Source organism: Variovorax paradoxus NBRC 15149 (assembly GCF_001591365.1).
GTDB lineage: Bacteria > Pseudomonadota > Gammaproteobacteria > Burkholderiales > Burkholderiaceae_C > Variovorax > Variovorax paradoxus.
Genome location: NZ_BCUT01000001.1, coordinates 1,681,529 through 1,704,598 on the forward strand (window position 1 = coordinate 1,681,529; position 23,070 = coordinate 1,704,598).

The following is a 23,070-nucleotide window of genomic DNA, read 5'->3' on the forward strand; positions in this document are numbered from 1 at the left end:
GCAGATGGAAGAAGCCACCCGCCTGATTGCCGTTCGCCATGGCGAAACCGCCTGGAACGTCGACACGCGCATCCAGGGCCAGCTCGACATCGGGCTCAACGACACCGGGCTCTGGCAGGCCCGGCGCGTCGGGCAGGCGCTGGCGCACGAGGACATCGGCGCGATCTACGCCAGCGACCTGTCGCGCGCCTGGCAGACCGCGCAAGAGATCGCCAGGCCCCACGGCCTCATGGTGCAGCCCGAGCCCGGCCTGCGCGAACGCGCCTTCGGCCGCTTCGAGGGCATGAGCTTTGCCGAGATCGAGTCCACCCTGCCCGACCAGGCCCGGCGCTGGCGCGAGCGCGACCCCGAATTCCAGCCCGAGGGCGGCGAGAGCCTGCTGGTCTTTCGCGAGCGGGTGACGCGCATCGCATCGAAACTGGCCGCGCGCCATCCGGGCCAGCTGGTGGCGCTGGTGGCGCACGGCGGCGTGATGGACGTGCTCTACCGCGCCGCCACGCGCCAGGAGCTGCAGGCGCCGCGCACCTGGCAGCTCGGGAACGCCGCCATCAACCGCATGCTGTGGACGCCCGAGGGCTTCAGCCTCGTGGGCTGGAGCGATACCGCCCACCTGGCGGCGGACGACGACGTTCTCGACGAGACCACAACCTAGGCGTGCGAGGCCGCGTGCCCCGCGGCACCGCCACCAGCCTCGGCCTTGGCCTCGCCCGGCAGGTCGACCATCGGCCCGGTGCCGCTGTAGCGGTCGAGCGCGAGGTAGATCGCGGGCGTGATGTAGAGCGTGATCACCTGCGAGAAGATCAGCCCGCCCACCACCGCCACGCCCAGCGGCTGGCGCAGCTCGGCGCCGGCGCCCAGGCCCAATGCGAGCGGCAGCGCGCCCATCAGCGCGGCCAGCGTGGTCATGAGGATCGGGCGGAAGCGCAGCCGGCAGGCCTCGCGGATCGCATCGACCGGCTTCATGCCCTCGGTGCGCTGCGCATCAAGGGCGAAGTCGATCATCATGATCGCGTTCTTCTTCACGATGCCGATCAGGAGCAGGATGCCGATGGTCGCGATCAGCGTCAGGTCGAAGCCGAAGATCTTGAGCGAGAGCAAGGCGCCCACGGCCGCCGACGGCAGCCCGGCCAGGATGGTCAGCGGGTGGATGTAGCTTTCGTACAGCACGCCCAGCAGGACGTAGATCACGAGCACGGCCAGCACCAGCAGCACGGCCTGGCTGGCCTGCGAGCTCTGGAACACCGCGGCATCGCCGCCGTAGGTGGTGATGATCGACTGCGGCATCTTCAGCTCTTCCTTGAACTGGTCGATCTTCGCGGTCGCGTTGCCCAGCGGCACGTCGGGCGCGAGGTTGAACGACACCGTCACCGCCTGCAGCTGCCCCTGGTGGTTGACCGAGGTGGGCCCCACGGTGCGCTTGACGGTCGAGAAGGCCGACAGCGGCACCAGCCGGCCGCTGGTGCTGCGCACCGACAGGCGCGACACGTCGTCCTCGAACTGCCGGTCGTTGTCGGCGGCCGAGAGAATCACCTGGTAGGTGTTGCTCGCGCCGTAGATGCTGCCGATCTGCCGGTCGCCGTACGCGTTGTAGAGCGCGGTGCGCAGGTCGCCCACGGCCACGCCGAGCACGCCGGCCTTGTCGCGGTCGATCTCCAGCGTGGCCTGCAGGCCGCGGTTCTGCGAATCGCTGGTGACGTCGCGGAAGGCCGGATCGGCGCGCATGCGCTCCATGAGCCGCGTGGCCCAGGGCACCATCTCGCCCGCATTGACGCTCTGCAGCGTGTACTGGAAGCGCGCCTTGCTCTGGCGGCCGCCCAGGCGCAGGTTCTGCACCGGCTGCATGTAGACCGCGATGCCCGGGATCTCGCGGAAGCGCTGGCGCAGCGATTCGAGCACCGCGGCCATCTTGGGACGCTGGCTGCGCGGCTTGAGCACCGCGAACAGGCGGCCGGAGTTCTGCGTGGCGGTGGGACCGCCCACGCCGACGAACGAGCTCACGTAGGCCACGCTCGGATCGGCCTGCAGCGAAGCGGCCACGCGTTCCTGCAGCGCGTTCATGGCGGTGAAGGAAATGTCCTCGGCCGCTTCGGTGGTGATCTGGATCTGCCCGATGTCCTCCTCGGGGAAGAAGCCCTTCGGAATGGAGACGAACAGCCAGGCCGTGACGACGAAGGTGCCGCCGGCCAACAGCAGCATCAGCTTGCGGTGCGCGAGCGTCCAGTCGAGCGTCCGCATGTAGTTCGCATGCACCCAGCGGTAGCCGCGCTCGAAGGCGCGTCCCACGGCGGTGCCGGGCTCGGGGTGCTCTTCCTCGTGGTCGAGCGCGCCATCCTTGCGCGGCACGTGCTTGAGCAGCCGGCTCGCGAGCATCGGCACCAGCGTGAGCGACACGATGGCCGACACCAGCACCGCCAGCGCCACCACCACCGCGAACTCATGGAACAGCAGGCCGATCACGCCCGGCATGAAGAAGATGGGAATGAACACCGCCACCAGCGAGATCGAGATCGAGATGATGGTGAAGCCCACCTCGCGCGCGCCGCGCAGCGCCGCGGCCATCGGCTCCATGCCTTTCTCGACGTAGCGCATGATGTTCTCGAGCACCACGATCGCATCGTCCACCACCAGCCCCACGGCCAGCGTGATGCCCAGCAGCGAGACGTTGTCCAGGCTGTAGCCGAAGGCATAGAGCAGCGCCACCGCGCCGATCAGCGAAATGGGAATGGTGGCCGCCGGAATCAGCGTGGCCACCAGCCGGTGCAGGAACAGGAAGATTACCAGCACCACCAGCGCGACGGTGCCCAGCAGCGTGAGCTGCACGTCGTGCACGGCTTCGCGGATGGACAGCGAGCGGTCGTTCACCATGTGGATCTCGACCGATTGCGGCAGCTCCGCCTTGAAGCGCGGAATGAGTGCGCGCACCGCATCCACCACCTGCACGGTGTTGGCGTTGGGCTGGCGCTGCACGGCCAGCGAGATGGAGCTCTGGCCGTTGAAGCTGCTGGCGGTCTTGACCGATTCGAAGCTGTCCTCGATGGTGGCCACTTCGTCCAGCCGCACCGGCGCGCCGTTGCGCTGCCCGACGATCAGCTTGGCGAAATCTTCCGCCCTCGTGAGCTGCCGGTTGGCCTGGATGGTGAGCGTCTGGCGCGGCCCGTCGAGCACGCCGACGGGCGTGTTGGCGTTGGCCGAATTCACTGCCTTGGCCAGCTCGTCGAGCGTGATGTTGCGCGCATTGAGCAGGTCGGCATTGGCCTTGATGCGCACCGCAAAGGCCTTGCGACCGTACACGCCCACCTGCGCCACGCCGTCGATGGTGGAAAGCGTGGGCGAGATCAGGTTCTCGGCGTAGTCGTTGAGCTCGGCCGGATTCATCGACGGCGAGATCAGCGCGATGAACAGCACCGGCGCGTCGGCCGGATTGACCTTGCGGTACGAAGGCAGCTGCGTCAGTTCCTGCGGCAGCTGTCGCTGGGCGCGCAGCAGCGCGGCCTGCACGTCGACCGCGGCGGCATCGATGTCGCGGCTGCTCACGAATTCCAGCGTGATCGAGCTCACGCCCTGGGTGTTGACCGAGCTGATGGTCTGCAGGCCCGGAATGGTCGAGAACTGCTTCTCCAGCGGCAGCGCCACCGACGAAGCCATGGTGTCCGGGCTCGCGCCCGGCAGCTGGGCGTTCACGTTGATGACCGGCGTGTTGTAGCTCGGCAGCGCGGCCACCGGGATGCTGAAGTAGGCAAAGATGCCCGCCACCACCGCCGCCGCGGACAACAGCACCGTCATCGCGGGACGACGGATGCACAGCTCCGAGATGTTCATGCGCGTTCCCGGGGAGCCTGGGTGTCCGAGGAGGCCGCACTGCCCGGCGTGACGCCGGTGGTACCGGCCGGCGCGGCCTTTTTATCGGCCCTGACCTTGCCGCCCGGGCGCACGTTCTGGCTGCCCTCGATGACCACCTGCTCGCCCGGCTCGACGCCGCTCACCGCCACCTTGGTGCCGAAGGTGTGGAGCACCTGCACCTTGCGGCGCTTGGCATTCATGGCCTGGTCGACCACGTAGAGCGAAGCGCCCTCGGACAGCATCATGAGCGCCGCGGCCGGCACCACCGTGGCGCCGGAGAGCGTGCGAACCGTGATCCGGGTGCCGACGAACTGGCCCGGCCAGAGGCTCTGGTCGGCGTTGTCGAACACCGCCTTGGCGCGCACCGTGCCGATCTGCGGATCGACCGTGTTGTCGACGAAATTGAGCACGCCGCTGAGCGGCTCGCGGCGTCCGACGACCAGCGCCTCCACCTTGGCCCGGCTGCGCGCCGCCGCCAGCAGGTCCTGCAGGTTGGCCTCCGGCACCGGGAAGCTCACCGCGATGGGATCGAGCTGCGTGATGGTGACCAGCGACAGCGTCGGCTGCACCAGCGTGCCGGGATAGATGTTCACGGCCCCGATGCGCCCCGCAATGGGCGCGCGCAGCGTGGCGTAGCCCAGCGCCACCTGCGCCGATTGCACCGCGGCGCGGTCGGCCGCCACCGCGGCGCGCTGCGCTTCCAGCTGCGACAGCGTGGCGTCCGTGGCGCTCTTGGAAATGAAGTTCTGCGCCAGCAGTTCCTGGCTGCGCTTGTATTGGCGCTCGAGGTCGGCCAGGGTGGCTTCGTCGCGCTTTTGCTGGGCGCGGGCGCGGGCCAGGTTGGCCTGGTCGTTGCGGTCGTCGAGCGTGAAGAGCAGCTGGCCCTCCTTGACGAACTGCCCTTCCTTCACGTGCACCGCCGCCACGGTGTTGGTCACCTGCGGCCGCAGATCGACACTGTTGAGCGACACCACGCTGCCGTTGACCTGCACCGTGACCGGCACGTCCTGCCGCTCGGCGGTGGCAAGCGTGACGAGCGCGGCCGGCGCGCCGTCTGCGGGGGCGCCACCGGCGGCGGCTGGCCTGGCGTTCTTTGCCGCCATGCGATCGCCCGACCCGCTCCACCACCATCCCGCGACGGCTACGATCAACACACCTGCAAGAGCGAGGACGATTTTTTTCTTCATGGGTTCTTGTGCACTTTGGGCTGACAGCGGCTATTGGAGCAGCCGTCGACTCGCAGTGTCCGTGAGTGCCGTAAAGATAAGTAAAGCCGCAATGCCAGGGCCCATGTACAACCCGCTGTGGCAGGCGCCAGGGATGATTTCACCCCGCCGCTAAAATCGCCGCTCCACAGCCTCTGGATATACCCCATGAACCGCTGCAAGAAACCCACGAATGCTCTCACTTTCATAGCGCTTTGCACAGTGGCTGCGAGCCTTTTTTCCATCGGCGCCGCAGCCCAGTCCGAAGTGCCGCGGCCGCAGACCCAGAACGAATCGCTGGTGGGCGGGCGCACTTTCCCGGTCGGCACGCTGCGCGGCAAGTTCATGGTGATCAATGCGCCCGATGTCGAGCTCGACGGCCAGGTCGACCGCCTGGCGCCCGGCGCCCGCATCCGCAGCGAACAGAACATGCTGGTGATGGCGGGCGGCATCGTCGGCCAGAAATACCTGGTGAACTACACGCGCGATGCCGCCGGCCTGCTGCGCGAGGTGTGGATCCTCACGCCGGGCGAGGCCACGGCCAGCCGCGAATCGCTGAACAAGCCCTTCCTGAACATCTGGCCGTTCACTTCGAACGACACCGTCAACACGCAATAAATAAAGAGGCCGGCGGGCCGCGCCCGCCGCGCCGCAGGACGACGCAAGCGCCCTGCATCGGCCTTCCCGGCGGGAAGGGCCAGGAAAGCACCCCATGAGCAAAAAAGTATTTATCAAGACCTTCGGCTGCCAGATGAACGAGTACGACTCGGACAAGATGGCCGACGTGCTGCACGCCGCCCAGGGCTACGAGCCGACGCAGAACGTGGACGAAGCCGACCTGATCCTGTTCAACACCTGCTCGGTGCGCGAGAAGGCGCAGGAGAAGGTGTTCAGCGACCTCGGCCGCGTGAAGCACCTGAAGGCCAAGGGCGTGAAGATCGGCGTGGGCGGCTGCGTGGCGAGCCAGGAGGGCGAGGCCATCATCGCGCGCGCCCCCTACGTCGACATCGTGTTCGGCCCGCAGACGCTGCACCGCCTGCCCGAGATGCTGAACGACCGCGAGCGGCTGGACCGGCCCCAGGTCGACATCAGCTTTCCCGAGATCGAAAAATTCGACCACCTGCCGCCCGCGCGCGTCGAGGGCGCGACGGCGTTCGTCTCGATCATGGAAGGCTGCTCCAAGTACTGCAGCTACTGCGTGGTGCCCTACACCCGCGGCGAGGAAGTGAACCGCCCGCTGGACGACGTGCTGGTGGAGATCGCCGGCCTGGCCGACCAGGGCGTGCGCGAAGTCACGCTGCTGGGGCAGAACGTGAACGCCTACCGCGGCCGCATGGGAGACACGGCCGAGATCGCCGACTTCGCGCTGCTCATCGAATACGTCGCCGAGATTCCGGGCATCGAGCGCATCCGCTACACCACCAGCCACCCCAACGAGTTCACGCCGCGGCTGATCGAGGCCTATGCCAAGGTGCCGCAGCTGGTGAGCCACCTGCACCTGCCGGTGCAGCACGGCAGCGACCGCATCCTGATGGCCATGAAGCGCGGCTACACCGCCATGGAATACAAGAGCACGGTGCGCAAGTTGCGCGCCATCCGGCCCGAACTCGCGCTCTCCAGCGACTTCATCGTCGGCTTCCCGGGCGAGACCGACGAAGACTTCGCCAAGATGATGAAGCTGATCGACGACTGCCAGTTCGACAACAGCTTCAGCTTCATCTTCAGCCCGCGCCCCGGCACGCCCGCCGCGGCGCTGCAGGACGACACGCCCCATGCGGTGAAGCTGGCTCGCCTGCAGACGCTGCAGCGCGTGATCGACGGCAACGTGCGCCGCTTCGGCGATGCGCTGGTCGGCACCACGCAGTGCGTGCTGGTCGAGGGGGCTTCCCGCAAGGATGCGAACGAACTGATGGGCCGCACCGCCTGCAACCGCGTGGTCAACTTCGAAGGCGACGCGCGCCTGGTCGGGCAGATGGCCGACCTGCGCATCACGCGCTCGCTGGCCTACACGCTGCGCGGCGAGGTGGCCACGCGCGAATCGTCGACGGTGCCGGTTCCCGCCGCGCTCGCCGCCTGATGGCGAAGCGGCCGTCCAGACGGGGCTCGTTCCAGCAGCTCCTGCTTTTCGCGTTCCTGCTGATCACCGCCCTGCTGGTGGGCGTGGCGCTGCGCTCGGTGTTCCAGTACGACGCGCTCATGACCCAGAGCCGCGATGCGGCGGCCCGCGCGCTGCGGCTCTCGGGTGCGGCCCAGTCGCTGGCCGAGCGCAGTGCCGCCATGGAGCGCGCCGGGCGCCAGTCGCTGGTGCTGAACGACGCCGTGCTGCGCCGCCGCTTCGACGATGCCGCGCGCGAAGCGCACCAGGTGCTCGAACGGCTCGAGCGGAACGGCCTCGCGCCGTCGGGCATCGAGCTGTGGCGCGCCCAGCTCGGCGTGATCGAGGGGCTGATGAGCGGCAGCGCCGACAGCGCGCTCTCGCGCGAAAGCGGCATGGCCATGCAGTTCCGCGAGCTCGATTCGCTGAACACGAACCTGGCGCAGCAGGCCCAGTTCCTGATCGAAATGCAGAACGACGCGCTGGCCAAGCGCATCGAGAACGCGCGCCGCCGGCTGATGCGCGAAGTGGTGGCCGCCAGCATCCTGGCGGTGTCGCTGGCGCTGGCTTTCGGCATCTGGCTCGCGCGTCCTTTCAAACGGCTGGAGCACGCCATCGTCGGGCTCGGCCAGAACCGGCTCGACGAGCCGATCGACATCCGCGGCCCGGCCGACGTGCGGCGCCTGTCGCAGCAGCTCGAGTGGCTGCGCCTGCGCCTGACCGAGCTCGATGCCGACAAGGCACGCTTCCTGCGCCACGTCTCGCACGAGCTCAAGACGCCGCTGGCGGCGCTGCGCGAAGGCGTCTCGCTGCTCGAAGACGGCGTGACGGGTCCGCTCAATCCGGCGCAGCTCGAAGTGGCGCAGATCCTGAACCAGAACACCGTTTCGCTGCAGGGCCAGATCGAGGCGCTGCTGCGCTTCAACGCCGCCGCCTTCGAGGCGCGCGAACTGCGCCGCGAACGCACCGACCTGCTGCCGCTGGTCGAAGAGCAGATCGAGGCGCAGCGCCTGCAGTGGCAGGCCCACGGCCTGCGCGTCCATGCCGAGGGCGAGTCGATCACGCTCCCGGTGGACCGCGCCAAGCTCGGCACGGCGGTGGCCAACCTGCTGTCCAACGCGATCCGCTATTCGGCGCGCGGCGGCGTCATTTCCATCGTGGTGTCGGGCACGCCCACCACCGCGTGCATCGATATCAACGATGCCGGCCCGGGTATTGCCGAGGGAGACCGGGACCGGATCTTCGAGCCTTTCTACAGGGGCGAACGCCAGCCCGAGCATGCCGTCAAGGGCACGGGCATCGGCCTTTCGATCGTGCAGGAGTACATTGCTGCCCATGGGGGCCGCATCACCCTGCTGCCAGAGGGGCCCGGCGCGCGCTTTCGCATCGAACTGCCGCGCACGGCCTGAACAACCCACCGTGAAGCCCCCCAGGCACACACCTGAAAACAAACACCGCCTCTTGCCTTTTCTTCAATCCATGCTTTTTCCGTTCGTCCGCAGTTCGACCCTGTCCGGGGCGGTGGCCATGCCTTTCGTCCTGCTGCTGGCCGCCTGCGCGACGCAGCCCGCACCACCCGCCGAGGCCGAGGCCCTGCCGCCGCCGCCCGCCGTGCCGCGCGTGATGCCGGTCGAGGCCGAGCCCAAGGCGCCCGCCACGCAGCCCGCCTCGCTCTTCACGCTGATGACCCAGGGCCCGGCCGCGGCCATGCTGGCCTATGCCGACAAGGTCCGCCCGCTGGGCGGCGCCGAGCTGGCCGCCGAAATCACCCGCGCCGGCGATCCCGGCGATTCGCCCACCGCCCAGATGCAGCTCGCGCTGCTGCTCGCGCAGACCCGCGTGCCGGCCGACCTGGCGCGCGCGCTGGGCCTGATGCAGCGCGTGATCTCCAACCCCTCGCCCGAGGCGCAGCCGCTGCAGCCGCTGGCGCGCGCACTGGCCGCGCGCTACGTGGAGCAGCGCCGCGTCGAGGACGACCGCGACAAGCAGGCGCAGCAGGTGCGCGAAAGCCAGCGCCGCATCGACCAGCTGAACGACCGCATCGAGGCGCTGCGCGCCATCGAGCGCAGCTTTGCGCGTCCCAACAACGTGCCGCCGCCGACCCTCCCTCCGCCCGGCGGCACCAGGCCCAATCCATGAACCGCAGCCGGCGTTTGCCCAAGGAACCCCATCGATGAGCACGACCGGCGCGCGCCTGCTGGTGGTCGACGACGACCCGGACATGCTGCGGCTGCTCTCGATGCGGCTGAGTTCGGCCGGCTACCAGGTCACGGCCGTGACCTCGGCCGAAACCGCGCTCACGCAGCTCGAGATCGAGCACCCGCAGCTGGTGCTCAGCGACGTGCGGCTGCCCGGCCGCGACGGGCTCCAGCTGTTCGACGAGATTCGCAAGCGCCATCCCTCGCTGCCGGTGATCCTGCTCACCGCCCACGGCACCATTCCCGATGCGGTCGAGGCCACCGCGCGCGGCGTGTTCACCTATCTCACCAAGCCCTACGACGGGCGCGAACTGCTCGACAAGATCGCGCAGGCGCTGGCGCTGGGCGCACCGGCCAGCACGCCCGCCAAGGCCGGCGACGAAAGCTGGCGCGCCGAGATCGTGAGCCGCAGCAACCGCATGTCCGAGCTGCTGGCCGAGGCGCGCATGGTCGCCAAGTCGGACGCCTCGGTGCTGCTGCGCGGCGACAGCGGCGCCGGCAAGGAACTGCTGGCGCGCGCCATCCACCGCGCCAGCGCGCGCGCCGACAAGCCTTTCGTGGCCGTCAATTGCGGCGCCATCCCCGAGGCGCTGCTCGAATCCGAACTGTTCGGCCACATGAAGGGCGCCTTCACCGACGCCCATGCCAACCACAAGGGCCTGTTCCAGCAGGCCGACGGCGGCACGCTGCTGCTCGACGAAATCGGGGACATGCCGCCCGCCCTGCAGGTCAAGCTGCTGCGCGTGCTGCAGGAGCGCGCGGTGCGCCCGCTGGGTGCCAGCCAGTCGATCGAGGTCGACGTGCGCATCATCTCGGCCACCCACCGCGACCTGGACGTCGCCATGGAAGCCGGCCAGTTCCGCGAAGACCTCTATTACCGGCTCAACGTGGTCACGCTCACGCTGCCGCCGCTGTCGGCCCGGCGCGAGGACATTCCGCTTCTGGCCAACCACTTCCTGCAGAAGCTCTCGACCAAGTACGGCAAGCGGTTGTCCGGCTTCGCGCCCGAGGCGCTCAAGGCGCTGGCCACCGCGGCCTGGCCCGGCAATGTGCGCCAGCTCTACAACGTGGTGGAACAGGTCTGCGCGCTGTCGAGCTCGCCATTGATCCCGCTGGCGCTGGTGCAGCGGGCGCTGCGCGTGCCCACGGTCGAGGTTCAGACCTATGCCGAGGCCAAGCAGCGCTTCGAGCGCGACTACCTCGTCGGGCTGCTCAAGCTGACCGACGGCAACGTGGCCGACGCCGCCCGGCTGGCCGACCGCAACCGCACCGAGTTCTACCGCCTGCTGCAGAAGCACGAACTCACGCCGGGCCACTTCAAGGCCGACGCTGTCGCTCCGGGCAATGAGCCTGTCGCCGACTAGCGACGCCCCTAAGTTGTTGATTTAAAAGGCCATTTTCCACCAGCCTCGCGGGCTTGTCGGGATTCGGCGACAAAAACCGGGGTTTCGGGGCCTTCCAGACGGCTCCAGCCCTGAAAACGGCATCCAGATCGCCCTAAGTCGTTGATCTGAAAGCATTTTTCCAGCCTGGCACAGGGTTTGCCCCTGTACAGGCATGACAGCACTCACCAGCCCATCTTTCGCACTGCGCCAGCAGCGCGACGGCCTGCGTCAAAAGCAGTTTTCCCCCGTGCGGCCCCGTGCCGCCGGTCATTCGGTGGCCGCGCTCGCAAGTGCGGGCGGCGCCGAACCGGATTGCGTGATCAAGCGCTTTCCTGCCATTGGCGACACCCCTTCCCTCGACAAGCAACGTTGGTAAAACACACATGAAGCCGAACGACTTCTCCCAACTGAACGTGCTGACCGAAGCCGACTTCTCGCACCGCAGCCCGGTGCGCGAAGAACGCCATCCCAATTCCGTGACCGCTCCGCCGGTCAACCGCGGCTCCATGACGCCCCGCCCCTGGCGCGGCTTCTGGAACAGCATCGGCACGGCCCTGCTGGTCAAGCTCGGCGCCGGCGGCAAGCCGGAAAGCCAGACCGCCGAAGCCGGCGCCCAGGCAAAGCAGCCCTGGCAGCGCGCCGCGGCCCAGCGCCGCTTCGCCTTCATGGCGCTCACGCTGCTGAGCACCGTGATCGCGTCCGTGCTGTTTGCCGGCGTGCAACCCGACTACGACAACGTCTGGCTCGAATACGGCCAGATCGGCCTGTACGGCCTGCTCTCGGGCTGGGTCGTCACCGGCTTCGTGACCGCGCTCATGGGCTTCTATGTCTCGGTGCGCGGCGACAAGCACGCGCTCTCGGTCAAGCAGGTGGCCCACCACCCGATGAACCCCGAGGCACGCACCGCGATCATCATGCCGATCTGCAACGAAGACGTTGCCACGGTGTTCGCCGGCCTGCGCGCCACCTGCGAATCGGTCGCGGCCACCGGCCACGCGAAACAGTTCGACGTGTTCGTGCTGTCCGACAGCTACTCGCCCGAAACCGCCGCCGCCGAGCGCGCCGCCTGGGAAGACCTGCGCGCCGCGCTGGCCGACAGCCCCAACCAGCCGCAGGTCGAGGTGTACTACCGCCTGCGCACCCGCCGCACCCACCGCAAGGCCGGCAACGTGGCCGACTTCTGCCGCCGCTGGGGCAAGGACTACCGCTACATGGTCGTGCTCGACGCCGACTCCGTGATGAGCGGCGACTGCCTGGCCTCGATGGTCAAGCTGATGGAAGCCAACCCGACCGCCGGCATCATCCAGACCGCCACGCAGGCCATCGGCCACGTGACGCTGCATGCCCGCGCGCAGCAATTCGCCTCCCGCGTGACGGGCCGCCTGTTCACGCTGGGCATGCAGTTCTGGCAACTGGGCGAATCGCACTACTGGGGCCACAACGCGATCATCCGCGTCGAGCCCTTCATGAAGCACTGCGCGCTGGCCCCCATCAAGGGCACCGGCGGCATGTCGGGCGGCATCATGTCGCACGACTTCGTCGAGGCCGCGCTGATGCGCCGCGCCGGCTACAACGTGTGGCTCTGCGCCGACCTGGTCGGCAGCTACGAGCAGCAGCCGCCGGACCTCTTGGCCGAACTGCAGCGCGACCGCCGCTGGTGCCAGGGCAACCTGCAGAACGCCCGCCTGATGGCCGAGCCCGGCATCCACCCGGTGCACCGCGCGATGTTCGTGACCGGCACCATGGCCTACGTCTCGGCGCCGCTGTGGCTCGCATTCCTGACGCTCGGCACCGCGCTGTGGCTGAGCGGCTCGAGCCTGATCTCCAGCTGGAGCGTGCTGCCGGCGGAACTGGCCGGCCTGTGGGTCTGGACCCTGTGCCTCCTGTTCCTGCCCCGCGTGCTCGGCATCGCGGCCGTGCTGATGCGCGGCGAGCAGCGCCAGTACGGCGGCCTCTGGGGCCTGGTGAAGAGCTCGGTGCTCGAAAGCGGCCTGGCCATCGTGCAGGCGCCGGTTCGCATGCTGGCCCATTCGCTGTTCGTGCTGGTCGCCCTCACCGGCATCAAGCTCGACTGGAAGTCGCCCCCGCGCGAAGCCGCCGCCGTGCCGTGGAAGGTCGCCGTGTCGCAGCTCGCTCCCATGAGCGTGGTGGTCGGCGCGCTGGCCCTGGGCGTTGCGATGATCGATCCGAGCGCGCTGATCTGGCTCATGCCAGTGGGCCTGCCGCTGCTGCTGGCCATTCCGCTCACGGTGCTGACCAGCCAGATCGCGCTGGGCACCTCGCTTCGCGACCGCGGCTTCCTGCTGATCCCCGAGGAATCGCGCTCGCCCGCCGTGCTGCGCCGCGCCTGGATGCATGCGCTGCGCCTGGCGCGCCCTGCGGCGCTGGCAACGGCCTGATGCGCTGAAGCTCCACCGCAAACAAGAAAGCCGGCCACGAGGCCGGCTTTTTTATTGCGCGGCTGCCGAAGCAGCAGCCATCGCTCTATTTAATTAGAACGGCAGCTTCGGCCCACCAGGGCCACCCATGCCGCCCATCCCCTTCATGCCGCCCATCTTCTTCATCATCTTCATGAGGCCGCCGCCCTTCATCTTCTTCATCATGCCCTGCATCTGCTCGAACTCGTTGAGCAGGCGGTTCACTTCCTGAACCTGCACACCCGCGCCGGCCGCGATGCGGCGCTTGCGCGTGGCCTTGAGCAGCTCGGGCTTGCGGCGCTCCAGCGGCGTCATGCTCTGGATGATGCCTTCCTTGCGGCGGATGTCGCGCTCGGCGCGAGTCATGTCGGCCTCTGTGGCCTTGGCGGCCATCTGCTGCGGCAGCTTGTCCATCAGGCTGGAGAGGCCGCCCATCTGCTTCATCTGCTGCAGCTGGCCGAGGAAGTCGTTCAGGTCGAAGCCCGCGCCGCTCTTGACCTTGGCCGCGAGCTTCTGCGCCGCCGCCACGTCGACGCCGGCCGTGACCTGCTCGACCAGCGCGACGATGTCGCCCATGCCGAGGATGCGGCCCGCGTGGCGCTCGGCGTCGAACACCTCGAGGCCATCGATCTTCTCGCTGGTGCCCGCGAACTTGATCGGCACGCCCGTCACCTGCCGCACCGACAGCGCCGCACCGCCGCGCGAATCGCCGTCGGTCTTGGTCAGGATGATGCCGGTGAGCGGCAGCGCTTCCTTGAAGGCCTTGGCCGTGTTGATCGCATCCTGGCCCTGCATGGCGTCGACCACGAACAGCGTCTCGACCGGATCGAGCGCGCCGTGCAGCTGCTTGATCTCGGTCATCAGCACTTCGTCGATGGCCAGGCGGCCCGCGGTGTCGACCAGCAGCACGTCGAAGAAGTGGCGTTTGGCGTGATCGAGCGCGGCGCGTGCGATGTCGAGCGGCTTCTGGTCCGGCGTGCTCGGGAACCATTCGGCGCCGGCCTGCTTGGTGACCATCTTGAGCTGCTCGATGGCGGCGGGCCGGTAGACGTCGCCCGACACGGTGAGCACTTTCTTCTTGCGCTTCTCGATCAGGTGCTTGGCCAGCTTGGCGGTGGTGGTGGTCTTGCCCGCGCCCTGCAGGCCGGCCATGAGGATCACGGCTGGCGGCTGCGCCGCCAGGTTGATGTCGGACACGCCCTCGCCCATGGTGGCGGCGAGCTCGCGGTTGACGATGCCGACCAGCGCCTGGCCCGGCTTGAGCGAGCCCAACACTTCCTGGCCGAGCGACTTTTCCTTCACGCGGGCGACGAAATCGCGCACCACGGGCAGCGCCACGTCGGCTTCGAGCAGGGCCATGCGCACTTCGCGCAGCATGTCCTGCACGTTGCTTTCGGTGATGCGCGCCTGGCCGCTCATCGTCTTGACGAGGCGGGAGAACTTTTCTGTGAGGGCGGTGGCCATGAAGGAGATGCCTTGCTGCCCGCCGCGGCGGGTCATTGGAAAGGGGGGTTGGCGCCGCGACGCGAAGTGCGCAAGCCTGGGGGAGATAAACTCCGGCAATGATTTTAGCGATCCCCTCCCCACTTGCCGTGGCGCTGGGCATCGCCACCGCGGCTGCCTATGGATTTGCCGCTGCCGCGGGCGCCCGGCTGAGCCGCAAGGCCACCCAGTGGGCCCTCGGGCTGGCGTGGCTTCTGCATGCCGCGGTGCTGGGCCATGGCCTCGTCGGCAGCCAGCCGAAATTCGGCTTTGCACCGGCGCTTTCGGTCACGGCCTGGCTGGTGCTCACGGTCTACGCGGTCGAAAGCCGCATGTACCCGCAGCTCAAGGTGCGCCGCGCGCTGGCCTGGCTTGGCGCGGCCGCCGTGCTGCTGGCCATTCTCTTTCCCGGCACGCCGCTGCATGTGTCGGCTTCGCCCTGGCTGCCGCTGCACCTTGCGCTGGGCATTGCCTCGTACGGCCTGTTCGGCGCCGCGGTGGTCCATGCCTGGCTGATCACGCGGGCCGAAAAGCAGATCCGCCTTGCCGCCGCCGAGCCGCAGAGCGGCGTGCCGCTGCTCACGCTCGAACGGCTCACCTTCCGCTTCGTGATGGCCGGCTTCGTGCTGCTTTCCGCCACGCTGCTCGCGGGCCTGCTGTTCAGCGAAACGCTGTACGGCGCGAGCGTGCGCGGCTGGAAGTGGGACCACAAGACGGTGTTCTCGGTGCTCGCCTGGATCAGTTTCGCGGTGCTGCTGATCGGCCGGGTCCGCTTCGGATGGCGCGGCCGCACGGCGCGGCGCGTGCTGTATGCCGGCTCCGCCCTGCTGCTGCTGGCCTATGTGGGCTCGCGCTTCGTGCTCGAAGTGGTGCTGGCGCGCGGCGCGACATGAAATACCTGCTCGTTCTCGCGGTGCTCTGGGTGGCGATCTGGCTCTGGCGCAAGAACCGCCGGGAGGAAATGCGCGAGACCCTGCGCGAAGAGGCGGCGCGCGCCGCCAGGCGCCCGCCCGCCGCGCCGGCTTCGCCGCAGGCCATGCTGCGCTGCGCCCATTGCGGCTTGCACCTGCCTGCAAGCGATGCAATCGCGGGACCGGGCGGCGCGGTCTACTGCAGCGCGGCGCACCGCCAGGCTGCCGAGCGCGGCTGAGCGGGCGCTGCATCGATGAGCACAGCGCCAAGGGTGCATCCGTGAGTTCTTCCCCATGGTCGCGCGGCGAACCCGCCACCGACTGGAGCACGCTCGAGCCGGGCCCCGGCGAAAGCGCCGCGCTGCTGCGGCTGTGGCGCGGCTTCATGGCGGCGCGCTGCTTCGTTGCGCTGGTGCTCGTGCTGCTGCAGGGCGTGGCCATGGCGCTCGGCCAGACGGTGCAGCCGCTGGCCGTGGCGCTTTCGGCCGGCTACCTGGCTGCCACCTGGCTGGGCGCCCGCTACGCGCATTTCACGCCGCCGATCCGCGCCTTCGGCATGCTGTGGTTCCTCACCATCGGCATCGACCTGGGCACCTTCACCGCGCTGCAGGTGCTCCAGGGCGGCAGCATCAACTACACGCCGCTGTTCGCGCTGCCGGTGCTCATGAGCGCGGTGCTGGGCACGGTGACCGTGGGCCTGGGCACCACGGCCACGGTCACGCTGCTGCTGCTCGCCGATGCCGGCTGGCACTGGCTGCTGCAGCAGCCCGGCGATTCCTCCACCCGCTTCGTGCAGGCGGCGCTCACCGGCACCGGGCTCTTCGTGGTGGCCCTGCTGGCGCACGAGCTGGCGCGCCGGCTGGCCCGCGAGGAGGAAACCGCGCTGCGCAACCGCAGCAGCGCGCAGATGCAGGCGCAGGTCAACGACCTGGTGATCGAGACGCTGAGCGAAGGCGTGCTGGTGATCGACGCCGAAGGCATGGTGCATGCGGCCAATCCGGCGGCCGACGCGATCCTCGGCCAGGGGCTGGCCCGGCTCGGCCTGCCGTTCGCGCTGCATGCGCAGCCCGCCTGGCATGCGCTGGCTGCGCTGGCGCGCCAGACCTTTGCGCGGCGCGCGCCGCAAAGCGAGGAAATTCCGGTGGCGCAGGCGCGCGGCGCCGCGCGCGAGGTGCGCGTGCGCACGCGGCTCACGCCCACCAGCAGCCGGCACGTCGACAGCCTTTGCGTGATGTTCCTGCAGGACCTGCGCGAACTCGAGGCCCGCATCCGCACCGAGAAGCTGGCCGCGATGGGCCGGATGTCGGCCGCGGTGGCGCACGAGATCCGCAATCCGCTCGCGGCCATCACGCAGGCCAGCGCGCTGCTCAACGAAGACCTCACCGACCCCGCGCACCGCAAGCTGACCAGCATGGTGCAGCACAACGCGCAGCGGCTCGCACGCATCGTGGACGACGTGCTCGACGTCTCGCGCGCACGCCAGCAGCGCGTGCTTTCGCTCGGCGAGCAGGTCGTGCTCGATCCCGCGGTGCAGGCGCTGGCCGAAGAGTGGGTGCGCCAGACGCAGCGCCAGGGCGTGCTGATCGCGCTGGACGCCGCCGACGCCGAGGTGCGCTTCGATGTCGAGCACCTGCGCCGCCTGCTCGTGAACCTGCTGGACAACGCAGCGCGCTACGCGAGCAGCCGCGCGGGCGCGATCCAGGTCGTCACCACCACGCAGCGCGGCAGCGCCGGCCGCCCCAGCCTGCAGGTGTGGAGCGACGGCGCGCCGCTGGAGCCGGCGGTGCAGCGCCACCTGTTCGAGCCTTTTTTCTCATCCGAGAGCCGCTCCAGCGGGCTCGGCCTCTTCCTGTGCCGCGAGCTGTGCCGGCGCCACGGCGCCACCATCGGCTACGAGCGGCGCGCGCTGGTGGCGGGGGGGCCCGAGGGCAATGAATTCTTCGTCAGCTTTGCGCCGAGCGAAAACCGGCTGACACAATAGCGTTGTGAGCACTCCCCATCCCTCCATGCAGCGCCCGGCCAACATCCTGGTCATCGATGACGAGCCCGACCTGCGCACGCTGTACGAACTGACCCTGCTGCGCGAAGGCTATCGCGTCGAGGCCGCCGGCAGCGTGTCGGAAGCCTGGCAGCACCTGGAGGCGGGGCAGTTCGATGCGGTGATCACCGACATGCGGCTGCCCGATGGACAGGGCATGGAAATCATCCACCGCATCCAGAAGAACCAGCGCAGCGAGCGCTGCGTGGTGATGACGGCCTACGGCTCGGCCGAGAACGCGGTCGAGGCGCTGAAGGCCGGCGCCTTCGACTACCTGACCAAGCCGGTCGACCTGAAGCAGTTCCGCGCCGTGGTCGCGTCCGCGGTGCAGGCGCAGCAGGCAGCGCCGGCCAAGGCCTGGCAGGCGGCGCCCGCGGACCCGTTGCGCGCCGGCGCGCCGGCCGTTCCGGACAGCGGCGTCGCCGCGCTCGAGCGGCTGGTGGGCGACTCGGAGCCGATGCGCCTGGTCAAGTCGCGCATCGCCAAGGTGGCGCGCGGCATGGCGCCGGTGCTGGTGCGCGGCGAATCGGGCACCGGCAAGGAACTGGTGGCGCGCGCCGTGCATGCCTGCAGCCAGCGCAGCGAGGGCCCCTTCGTCGCGGTCAACTGCGGCGCCATTCCCGAGAACCTGCTCGAGGCCGAGTTCTTCGGCGCCCGCAAGGGCTCCTACACCGGCTCGTCGCAGGACCGCGACGGCTACTTCCAGGCCGCGCGCGGCGGCACGCTCTTTCTCGACGAAATCGGCGACCTGCCGCTGGCGATGCAGTCCAAGCTGCTGCGTGCGATCCAGGAGCGCAGCGTGCGCTCCATCGGCTCGACGCAGGAAGACGCGGTCGACGTGCGCATCGTGAGCGCCACCCACAAGGATCTCCATGCCGAAGTCCAGGCCGGCCGCTTCCGGCAGGACCTGTTCTACCGGCTCAACGTGATCGAGATCGCGGTACCCGCGCTGCGCGACCGGCGCGAGGACCTGCCCGCGCTTTGCGCCGCGCTGCTCGCGCGCATTGCGCAGGACGGCGGGCTGCCGGTGCCGCATCTTTCCGCCGAACTGCTGCGCCGCCTGGCCCAGCACCGGCTCGACGGCAACGTGCGGGAGCTCGAGAACCTGCTGCACCGCGCGGTGGCGCTCAACGACGGCGACGAACTGCACCTGGACCTGATGGCGCCGCGGCCGGAGGCTGCCGAGGCACCGGCCGAGACGGCCATCGCCGAACCCGCGCCCTCTTCTGCCGCCGCGGCCGGCGGCGAAGCGCCTCGGGCGGCCGCTGCGCCCGCCGCGGAATCCAAGCCTGTGGCGCCCGCCCTCCCCTCGGACCTGCAGGCCTACCTCGATCAGCAGGAGCGCGAGATCCTCGTGCGCGCGCTGCACGAAAGCGGCTTCAATCGAACGGCCGCCGCCGCGCGGCTCGGCATGAGCCTGCGCCAGATCCGCTACCGCATCGCGCGGCTGGGCATCACCACGCCCGGCGGCGACGAAGGTGCCAGCAGCACCAGCCATGCCGACGACTGAAGCACCGGCAAGCAACGACGACGGGCTCTGGCACGCCGGCTGGTACCGCTTTGCCAAGGCGCTGCGCTCGCCGAATTTCGGGCCCCGGCCCGCGGGCGCGCAGACCGACCTGATCGTGCTGCACTCCATCAGCCTGCCGCCCGGCGAATACGGCGGCGAGGCCGTGCAGCAGCTCTTCACCAACCAGCTCGACTGGGACGCGCACCCCTACTTCCAGTCGATCCGCGGCCTTGCGGTTTCCTCGCACTTCTATGTGCGGCGCAACGGCGAGCTCTGGCAGTTCGTGAGCTGCGACGATCGCGCCTGGCATGCCGGCGTGTCGTCGTGGCGCGGCCGCGAGAACTGCAACGACGACTCCATCGGCATCGAGCTCGAAGGCCTCGAAGGCCAGCCCTTCGAAGAAGCACAGTACGAGGCGCTGGCCAGCCTCTGCCCCGCCATCGCGCAGCACTACGCCATCGCGCACATCGCCGGCCACGAGCACATTGCGCCAGGCCGAAAACAGGACCCCGGCGCCGGCTTCGATTGGCAATTGCTGCGCGGGCACCTCGGCTGGAGTCCACAGATGTTTCCTCCGCAGGTGGTGCAGCGCTAATTTTTTCAATCGCGCGGCGCCTCGCGATGCGCCGGTCCCGCGGCGCAGCAATGAGAAAATTGCAGCCGCTGCATGCAGCAACCATGCGCCCTGCAAGCCCAAATCGGCCTGCAAGCCACGGCCCATGCGGGTTGCGACAACATAGGCCAGTATTCATGCGGCATCGACGGCCGTGACCTAGGCCGAAAGAAATATCGGCCAGGGTTGTATCCACTGGAAAACGCTACATCTAGTGGGTTGTACACCCCTCAGACCCTAGATATAGTGTCCTCCGTCCGGTCAACAACGCCGGCGCGACGCCCAACCAAGGCGTTGCCATCCAACAAGAATTGCCAACCGAGAGGAAGCGAATGCAAACAGCCCTGAACACCCCATCGACCTCGCGTGCCGTTCCCTCCACGCCCACGCAGCAGCAGCGCGACACCGCTGGCTCGCCCGCCGGACAGAACCTCGCGCACTACCAGATCATCCGCCGCAACGGCGCCGTGGTTCCCTTCGAACCCAACAAGATCGCCATCGCGATGATGAAAGCCTTCCTGGCCGTGCACGGCACCCAGGGCGCGGCTTCGGCCAGCGTGCGCGAAACGGTCGACGCGCTCACGCAAGGCGTGATCCGCGCCATGGTGCGTTCGCGTCCGGGCGGCGGCACCTTCCACATCGAAGACGTGCAGGACCAGGTCGAACTCGGCCTGATGCGCGGCGGCCACCACGAGATCGCGCGCGCCTACGTGCTCTACCGCGAGCGCCGCACCCAAGAGCGTTCCAAGCAGGTCGAGCAGGAAGCACCCGCCACGCCCACGCTGCACGTGCTGGACAACGGCGAACGCGTCGCGCTCGACCTGAACCAGCTCAAGGGCCTGATCGAATCGGCCTGCGAAAACCTGGGCGACAGCATCACCGCCGCGCCGATCGTCGCCGAGACCATGCGCAACCTGTACGACGGCGTGCCGCTCGACGAGGTCTACAAGGCCTCGATCCTGGCGGCCCGCACGCTGATCGAAAAAGACCCCGACTACACCTTCGCGACCGCCCGCCTGCTGCTGCACACGATCTTCAAGGAGATCATCGGCCGCGAAGTGATGCCCGCCGAGCGCGCCACCGCCTACGCCGACTACTTCCCGCAGTTCATCAAGAAGGGCGTCGAGAACGACCTGCTCGACGAGAAGCTGCTGCAGTACGACCTGCCGCGCCTGGGCGCCGCGCTCAAGGCCGAACGCGACAACCAGTTCGACTACCTCGGCCTGCAAACGCTGTACGACCGCTACTTCCTGCACGTGCGCAAGTCGCGCATCGAACTGCCGCAGGCCTTCTTCATGCGCGTGGCCATGGGCCTGTCGCTCGGCGAAATCGACCGCGAGGCCCGCGCCATCGAGTTCTACGAGGTGCTGTCGTCCTTCGACTTCATGTCGAGCACGCCCACCCTGTTCAACGCCGGCACGCTGCGCTCGCAGCTGTCCAGCTGCTACCTGACCACCGTGCCCGACGACCTGGACGGCATCTACGAATCGATCAAGGAAAACGCGCTGCTCTCCAAGTTCGCGGGCGGCCTGGGCAACGACTGGACCCGCGTGCGCGCGCTCGGCAGCCACATCAAGGGCACCAACGGCGAATCGCAGGGCGTGGTGCCCTTCCTCAAGGTGGTCAACGACACGGCCGTGGCCGTGAACCAGGGCGGCAAGCGCAAGGGCGCCGTCTGCACGTACCTGGAAACCTGGCACCTCGACATCGAGGAGTTCCTGGAACTGCGCAAGAACACCGGCGACGACCGCCGCCGCACGCACGACATGAACACCGCCAACTGGATCCCCGACCTCTTCATGCGCCGCGTGATGGAAAAGGGCACCTGGACGCTGTTCTCGCCCTCCAACGTGCCCGACCTGCACGACCTGTTCGGCGCCGACTTCGAGAAGGCGTATGTCGCCTACGAAGAAAAGGCCGCGCGCGGCGAGATCAAGCCTGCCCGCACCATCCAGGCCTCGGACCTGTGGCGCAAGATGCTCACGATGCTGTTCGAGACCGGCCATCCCTGGATCACGTTCAAGGACGCCTGCAACGTGCGCTCGCCGCAGCAGCACGCCGGCGTGGTGCACTCGTCGAACCTGTGCACCGAGATCACGCTGAACACCAGCGACACCGAAACCGCCGTCTGCAACCTGGGTTCGGTGAACCTGCTGCAGCACCTGAAGGACGGCAAGGTCGACCAGGAAAAGCTCAAGCGCACCATCTCGACCGCGATGCGCATGCTCGACAACGTGATCGACATCAACTACTACGCCGTGAAGAAGGCGCGCGACTCGAACCTGCGCCACCGCCCGGTCGGCCTGGGCCTGATGGGCTTCCAGGACGCGCTGTACGAACTGCGCATTCCCTACGCTTCGCAGGAAGCCGTGCAGTTTGCCGACGAGTCGATGGAAGCCATCTGCTACCACGCCTACTGGGCCTCGACCGAGCTGGCCCGCGAACGCGGCAAGTACTCGAGCTACAAGGGCTCGCTGTGGGACAAGGGGATCCTTCCGATCGACACGCTCGACCTGCTCGAAAAAGCCCGCGGCGGCTACGCCGAAGTGGACCGCTCGGCCACGCTCGACTGGGAGGCCCTGCGCCAGAAGATCAAGGCCGACGGCATGCGCAATTCCAACTGCGTGGCCATCGCCCCGACCGCGACCATCTCGAACATCATCGGCGTCGACGCTTCCATCGAGCCCTGCTTCGGCAACCTCTCGGTCAAGTCGAACCTGTCGGGCGAATTCACCGTCATCAACCACTACCTGGTGCGCGACCTGAAGCGCCTGGGCCTGTGGGACGACGTGATGGTGATGGACCTGAAGCACTTCGACGGTTCGCTGCGTCCGATCGACCGCGTGCCGCAGGACGTGAAGGCGCTCTACGCCACCGCGTTCGAAGTCGAGACCACCTGGCTGGTCGAAGCCGCAGCGCGCCGCCAGAAGTGGATCGACCAGGCGCAGTCGCTCAACATCTACATGGCCGGCGCATCGGGCAAGAAGCTCGACGACACCTACAAGCTCGCATGGCTGCGCGGCCTGAAGACCACCTACTACCTGCGCACGCAGAGCGCGACGCACGCCGAGAAATCCACCGTGCAGTCGGGCCGCCTCAACGCGGTGTCGTCGGGCAGCGATGCCTCTTCGGGCATGAGCGCACTCGAAGCCGCAGCTGCCGCAGCGAAGGCGCAGATGAGTGCAATGCCTGCCACCGACATCGCGTTCTGCGGCGTCGACGATCCGACTTGCGAAGCATGCCAATGACGCGCGAGTGAAGCGAGAGAGGTGCATGCACGACGCGCGGACCCTCAGTCGATCACGGCATCGACTGACATCGCGCGATGCATGAGAGCAACATAACAACCACATAAATGGAGCGCGACGTGAACGAG

Annotated in this window: 17 protein-coding genes; 14 read left to right on the plus strand and 3 right to left on the minus strand. The window is 68.4% G+C overall.

Features of this window, described 5'->3' with window-relative positions:
* The first annotated feature begins 4 nt into the window (after positions 1 to 4).
* Positions 5 to 652 (plus strand): histidine phosphatase family protein, encoded by a 648-nt coding sequence (locus VPA02S_RS08000; RefSeq protein WP_012746121.1) that lies wholly within the window; start codon positions 5 to 7, stop codon positions 650 to 652.
* Here the strand turns inward: VPA02S_RS08000 and VPA02S_RS08005 are convergent.
* Both VPA02S_RS08005 and VPA02S_RS08010 read right to left on the minus strand, forming a co-directional pair.
* A complete protein-coding gene (locus VPA02S_RS08005) occupies positions 649 to 3,819 on the minus strand; it encodes an efflux RND transporter permease subunit (protein ID WP_012746120.1) in 3,171 nt (1,056 codons plus the stop codon). The genes VPA02S_RS08000 and VPA02S_RS08005 overlap by 4 nt on opposite strands.
* Complete coding sequence (locus VPA02S_RS08010; protein WP_012746119.1) at positions 3,816 to 4,943, minus strand: efflux RND transporter periplasmic adaptor subunit; 1,128 nt, start codon at positions 4,941 to 4,943, stop codon at positions 3,816 to 3,818. The genes VPA02S_RS08005 and VPA02S_RS08010 overlap by 4 nt, the downstream gene beginning before the upstream one ends.
* A gap of 324 nt (positions 4,944 to 5,267) precedes the next feature.
* Between VPA02S_RS08010 and VPA02S_RS08015 the strand changes: the two genes are divergently transcribed.
* The 7 genes from VPA02S_RS08015 to mdoH all read left to right on the plus strand — a co-directional run bounded on the left by VPA02S_RS08015 (position 5,268) and on the right by mdoH (position 13,122).
* Complete coding sequence (locus VPA02S_RS08015) at positions 5,268 to 5,663, plus strand: hypothetical protein (RefSeq protein WP_230537739.1); 396 nt, start codon at positions 5,268 to 5,270, stop codon at positions 5,661 to 5,663.
* Positions 5,664 to 5,757: 94 nt separating this feature from the next.
* On the plus strand, positions 5,758 to 7,122 hold the full coding sequence (gene miaB, locus VPA02S_RS08020; protein ID WP_062363128.1) for a tRNA (N6-isopentenyl adenosine(37)-C2)-methylthiotransferase MiaB: 1,365 nt from the start codon (positions 5,758 to 5,760) through the stop codon (positions 7,120 to 7,122).
* Positions 7,122 to 8,549, plus strand: coding sequence for a sensor histidine kinase (locus VPA02S_RS08025; protein WP_012746116.1), 1,428 nt, complete (start codon positions 7,122 to 7,124; stop codon positions 8,547 to 8,549). Before miaB ends, VPA02S_RS08025 begins: the two co-directional genes overlap by 1 nt.
* A 118-nt stretch (positions 8,550 to 8,667) precedes the next feature.
* The gene (locus VPA02S_RS08030) at positions 8,668 to 9,279 is read left to right on the plus strand and encodes a hypothetical protein (protein ID WP_230537741.1); all 612 of its coding nucleotides are present in this window, start codon (positions 8,668 to 8,670) and stop codon (positions 9,277 to 9,279) included.
* 34 nt (positions 9,280 to 9,313) lie between these two features.
* Entirely contained in the window at positions 9,314 to 10,702 is a 1,389-nt protein-coding gene (locus VPA02S_RS08035) for a sigma 54-interacting transcriptional regulator (RefSeq protein WP_012746114.1), read from the plus strand.
* Between the two features lie 193 nt (positions 10,703 to 10,895).
* Positions 10,896 to 11,099 (plus strand): hypothetical protein, encoded by a 204-nt coding sequence (locus tag VPA02S_RS31305; protein ID WP_012746113.1) that lies wholly within the window; start codon positions 10,896 to 10,898, stop codon positions 11,097 to 11,099.
* 7 nt (positions 11,100 to 11,106) lie between these two features.
* Positions 11,107 to 13,122 carry a glucans biosynthesis glucosyltransferase MdoH gene (gene mdoH / locus VPA02S_RS08040; RefSeq protein ID WP_062363131.1) on the plus strand — a complete coding sequence of 672 codons (2,016 nt, stop codon included), beginning with the start codon at positions 11,107 to 11,109 and terminating at the stop codon, positions 13,120 to 13,122.
* Positions 13,123 to 13,215: 93 nt separating this feature from the next.
* On the opposite strand, the gene ffh is transcribed toward mdoH, so the two are convergent.
* On the minus strand, positions 13,216 to 14,604 hold the full coding sequence (gene ffh / locus VPA02S_RS08045) for a signal recognition particle protein (protein ID WP_012746111.1): 1,389 nt from the start codon (positions 14,602 to 14,604) through the stop codon (positions 13,216 to 13,218).
* A 98-nt stretch (positions 14,605 to 14,702) separates the two neighbouring features.
* Between ffh and VPA02S_RS08050 the strand changes: the two genes are divergently transcribed.
* The 6 genes from VPA02S_RS08050 to VPA02S_RS08075 all read left to right on the plus strand — a co-directional run bounded on the left by VPA02S_RS08050 (position 14,703) and on the right by VPA02S_RS08075 (position 22,942).
* On the plus strand, positions 14,703 to 15,515 hold the full coding sequence (locus VPA02S_RS08050) for a cytochrome C assembly family protein (RefSeq protein ID WP_012746110.1): 813 nt from the start codon (positions 14,703 to 14,705) through the stop codon (positions 15,513 to 15,515).
* Positions 15,512 to 15,772 carry a PP0621 family protein gene (locus VPA02S_RS08055; protein ID WP_012746109.1) on the plus strand — a complete coding sequence of 87 codons (261 nt, stop codon included), beginning with the start codon at positions 15,512 to 15,514 and terminating at the stop codon, positions 15,770 to 15,772. The genes VPA02S_RS08050 and VPA02S_RS08055 overlap by 4 nt, the downstream gene beginning before the upstream one ends.
* A 41-nt stretch (positions 15,773 to 15,813) precedes the next feature.
* Positions 15,814 to 17,514: a two-component system sensor histidine kinase NtrB gene (locus VPA02S_RS08060; RefSeq protein ID WP_012746108.1), complete on the plus strand. Its 1,701-nt coding sequence runs from the start codon at positions 15,814 to 15,816 to the stop codon at positions 17,512 to 17,514.
* A gap of 25 nt (positions 17,515 to 17,539) precedes the next feature.
* Complete coding sequence (locus VPA02S_RS08065) at positions 17,540 to 19,081, plus strand: sigma-54-dependent transcriptional regulator (protein ID WP_012746107.1); 1,542 nt, start codon at positions 17,540 to 17,542, stop codon at positions 19,079 to 19,081.
* The gene (gene ampD / locus VPA02S_RS08070; protein ID WP_012746106.1) at positions 19,068 to 19,676 is read left to right on the plus strand and encodes a 1,6-anhydro-N-acetylmuramyl-L-alanine amidase AmpD; all 609 of its coding nucleotides are present in this window, start codon (positions 19,068 to 19,070) and stop codon (positions 19,674 to 19,676) included. The genes VPA02S_RS08065 and ampD overlap by 14 nt, the downstream gene beginning before the upstream one ends.
* Positions 19,677 to 20,026: 350 nt before the next feature.
* Positions 20,027 to 22,942, plus strand: coding sequence for a ribonucleoside-diphosphate reductase subunit alpha (locus VPA02S_RS08075; RefSeq protein WP_062363134.1), 2,916 nt, complete (start codon positions 20,027 to 20,029; stop codon positions 22,940 to 22,942).
* Positions 22,943 to 23,070: the final 128 nt, after the last annotated feature.